This is a genomic window from Dolichospermum sp. LEGE 00246, from assembly GCF_015207865.1.
In the GTDB taxonomy this organism is placed as follows: domain Bacteria; phylum Cyanobacteriota; class Cyanobacteriia; order Cyanobacteriales; family Nostocaceae; genus Dolichospermum; species Dolichospermum heterosporum.
The window spans coordinates 1-3,857 of sequence record NZ_JADEWA010000499.1 but is presented as its reverse complement, the minus strand read 5'-3'; the positions used below and the strand labels follow the sequence as shown (position 1 = coordinate 3,857).

3 protein-coding genes are annotated in these 3,857 nt (G+C 34.1%); all 3 read left to right on the top strand.

Annotation, left to right across the window (positions count from 1 at the left end):
- Window positions 1-353 precede the first annotated feature (353 nt).
- The 3 genes from IQ228_RS22890 to IQ228_RS22880 all read left to right on the top strand — a co-directional run bounded on the left by IQ228_RS22890 (window position 354) and on the right by IQ228_RS22880 (window position 3,796).
- Window positions 354-557, top strand: a complete 204-nt coding sequence (locus IQ228_RS22890; protein ID WP_193964550.1) for a hypothetical protein — start codon at window positions 354-356, stop codon at window positions 555-557.
- Window positions 558-1,126: 569 nt separating this feature from the next.
- Entirely contained in the window at window positions 1,127-1,333 is a 207-nt protein-coding gene (locus IQ228_RS22885) for a hypothetical protein (RefSeq protein ID WP_193964549.1), read from the top strand.
- Between the two features lie 312 nt (window positions 1,334-1,645).
- On the top strand, window positions 1,646-3,796 hold the full coding sequence (locus IQ228_RS22880; RefSeq protein WP_193964548.1) for a peptidase domain-containing ABC transporter: 2,151 nt from the start codon (window positions 1,646-1,648) through the stop codon (window positions 3,794-3,796).
- Window positions 3,797-3,857: the final 61 nt, after the last annotated feature.

The following is a 3,857-nucleotide window of genomic DNA, read 5'->3' as shown; positions in this document are numbered from 1 at the left end:
TATCGGTTTGCTAATCGTTTTCTAGCCAATTTAAGAACCATTCGTTAATATGTCAAGTTGCCTGAAAAACCCAACAGACAAAGCTTTCAGGTTTTTTAATAAATTCTCACCCCCTGTGAACGGTTACTAAAATTATGAATTCATTTCAAATGATTAGCTAATTTGGCGTGTATTTTTCGGAAGTATCATTAGCGTAATTGTGAAATTGATGTTGCCTAATTTGGTAATAAGGTTAGCGTAAATTAGCCATGACAAAGATAGGAATAAAGATATAGGGTATTAACTGAGGCGGATTAAAAAGTATAAAATTAATCCACTCTAAGTAATAATTCAAAATTAGAGGAATTTAGATCATGTCTAATCTATTGTTTGCTACTGTACCTATTGAGCAACAAGAAACCATAATTGGTGGTGTGAAAGATATCAGCGATATTAATGCTCTAGCCATAGGAGAAGGTAACAAAGTTTCTAATAATATAACAATCCTCAGTTACACGTATAATTTCTTCTTTTTTAGACCTTCTTTTGGCAAAAAGAACCGTCGCAGCAAATTTTAATAGCTCAGATAAATTGACATCAATCGGCTGAAAATCTTTTGTTTAGTGTTGCTTACCTGCCCTGAATTAAAATTCTAGGCTCATAGCCAATGTGCCTGAAAAAGCACGGGAATTAAGATGAATTGGGATCATGAATTAGATCATAAATTGATTCACCCATATTATCAATCATAAATTTCAGAGCTAATAGCTAAAGTATCCTGAAATAGATTAAATTTTTTGAGCTTATTTAGTCATTTTTAGATCACTTCAGCTATTAGCCAGGAAATTTATTCGTTGGCGAGATATAGATTTTACATTAAATAGATATCTATGGTATCTACCTAAACATTTGATATGACATTATTAGGAATAAATTTAGCGAAGATTTTAAAGATTGTCAAATAAACTTAGCCGATTTGGCGTGTATTTTTCGATAACATCTAGTTCTAAATCTGGTAATCAAGTTTGCAGAAAATGAGAATGATTTAACTAGTGACTTCTCGATATTCTATTAACAAGCGAGGAGGAAAGCGGCAAACAAGCAGCACACAACTCCAAGCGTAATACAAATCAAGGAGAATTCAGTCATGTCTAACTTATTTACCGCAGTATCTGCTGAACAACAAGAAATCGTAGCTGGTGGCAAAATTACATTGAAAGACCTTCAAATTAACGTTATTAGTGGCGAACAGAATAGTGGTATTAATGGTGGAGCTGTAATAGTTAAGGATTCCCTTAATAGCTATACTGATAGCTTCAATGATGTCAAGAAGTTCTTTTCTAAGAAACGCTAGATTCTGCGTAAAAAAGGGTCAATAACGATGATTTAACTCATTAATAATGATGAGTTAAATTTCAACTCTATTACCTTTTTTCTAATTAGTTAAAGTTAGTCAGCTATCAGTCAAAGATAAAGTAATTTAACAGCTAACTTTGATAGCCTATTTATTACTTTTCTACTGATTGCTGACTACTTTTATTCCCTGAATATTTGTTCTTGGTCTAAACATAGGATAACCCATATATTTATCTGATTTTTTTTTAAACCTTCTATATTCTCTGTATATTTATCCCATCTGCTTCTCATTCCCCAGAGTGCTTTATCCATGAAATACCAGTTAGTTCAACAACATAGCGAAGAAGATTGTGGAGCAGCTTGCTTGGCTTCAATTGCCAAACATTATGGTCAAAATTTTACTATTAGCCGGATTCGGGAAGCAGTCGGAACTGGGCAATTTGGAACTACCTTATTAGGATTAAAACGAGGAGCAGAAATTCTGGGTTTTAAAGCAAATCCCGTGAAAACTTCCCCAGAAATATTAGATAAAATTAATGAAGCACCTTTACCCGCAATCATTCATTGGAAAGGCAATCATTGGGTTGTTTTATATGGTAAAAAAGGTAAAAAATTTCTAATTGCAGACCCAGCAGTGGGAATGCGTTATCTTTCTAAACAAGATGTAGAAGCAGCTTGGACAGATTGGTTATTATTATTAGTAGAACCAGATCCTATTCGCTTTTTTGATCAAAAGCAAGATAAAGTAGGTGGTTTTTGGCGTTTCTTCCGACGTGTTTGGATTTATCGCGGCATTTTATTCCAAGCTTTACCTCTGAATTTAGTATTGGGTTTGCTATCTTTAGCTTCTCCTTTCTTACTGCAAATTCTTACTGATGATGTATTAGTTAGAGGTGACACAAAATTATTGACTACAGTAGTAATTTCTGTAGTCGTCATGAATATTATTTCTCATAGTCTTTCATTTGTCCAGTCTAACTTAATTGCTCATTTTGCCCAACGAATGCAATTAGGTTTAGTCTTAGAATTTGGGCGGCAGATTCTGCGTTTACCATTAACTTATTATGAAACCCGTCGCAGTGGTGAAGTTGTCAGTCGGCTGCGAGATATTGACCAAATTAATCAATTAATTGCTCAAGTTGTTGTTGGTTTACCCAGTCAACTTTTTATTGCGGTAATTTCCTTATTTTTTATGTTATTTTATAGTTGGAAACTTACCTCAGCCGCTTTAGTAATTTCTGTGGTAATGACCATATCTACATTTATTTTTCAACCCACATTACAGCAAAAAACTAATGAACTGTTAGTTACAGAAGCCGAAACCCAAGGGGTTTTAGTCGAAACCTTTAAAGGTGCATTAACTCTCAAAACAACCACATCAGGAAGACAATTTTGGGATGAATTACAAAATCGCTTTAATCGTCTAGCTAGGCTCACATTTCAGACAATGCAAATTGGGATTATTAATAATACATTTTCTGGTTTTGTTTCTAGTATTGGTAGTGTAATTTTACTTTGGTTTGGTGGCTATTTAGTAATTAATCCGGCTGAAAATCTGAGTATTGGACAATTACTAGCCTTTAACTCAATGAATGGTAATTTTATTGGGTTAATTAGTACAGTTATTAATTTTGTTGATGAATTTACTCGTGCAAAAACTGCTGTACGGCGGTTAACAGAAGTTATTGATGCCACTCCAGAAGATGACGATAATGGTAAAAAACCTTTTGCGACAATTTCTGAAAATGCTGATATTATTTGTACAAATATAAATTTTCATTATCCTGGTCGCATTGATTTATTAGAAGATTTTTCTTTAACGATTCCTGGAGGTAAAAATATTGCTTTAATTGGTAAATCTGGTTGTGGTAAAAGTACATTATCTAAATTAATTTCCGGTTTATATAAACTTGAATCTGGCAATATACAAATTGGCATTTATAATCTCCAAGACCTTTCCTTAGAATCTCTCCGTCAACAGGTAGTTCTCGTTCCCCAAGATGCTCATTTTTGGAATCGTTCTATTGTCGAAAACTTCCGATTAGGAGCGCCTTATGTTAGCTTTGAGCAGATTGTCAAAGCTTGTCAAATTGCTGGTGCTGATGAATTTATCAGTAAAATGCCTGAGACATATCAAACTATTTTAGGTGAATTTGGTGCTAATATTTCCGGTGGACAAAGACAAAGATTAGCCATAGCTAGAGCCATTGTTACAGACCCAGCAATTCTCATTTTAGATGAATCTACAGGTGGACTTGATCCAGTTAGTGAAGCCCAAGTTTTAGACCAATTATTTGAACATCGTCAAGGAAAAACAACGATTTTAATTACTCACCGACCCAAAGTAATTAATCGTGCTGATTGGATTGTTTTGATAGATCAAGGTAGGCTGAAATTACAAGGTTCTTTACAGGATTTACGTACTAAATCAGGAGATCATTTAGATTTTTTAATTCCCTAATTCCCTCTTGTGTTTACCCCCCTTAATTGGGAGTAGGGGGAGTAGGGGGAGTAGGGGGAGT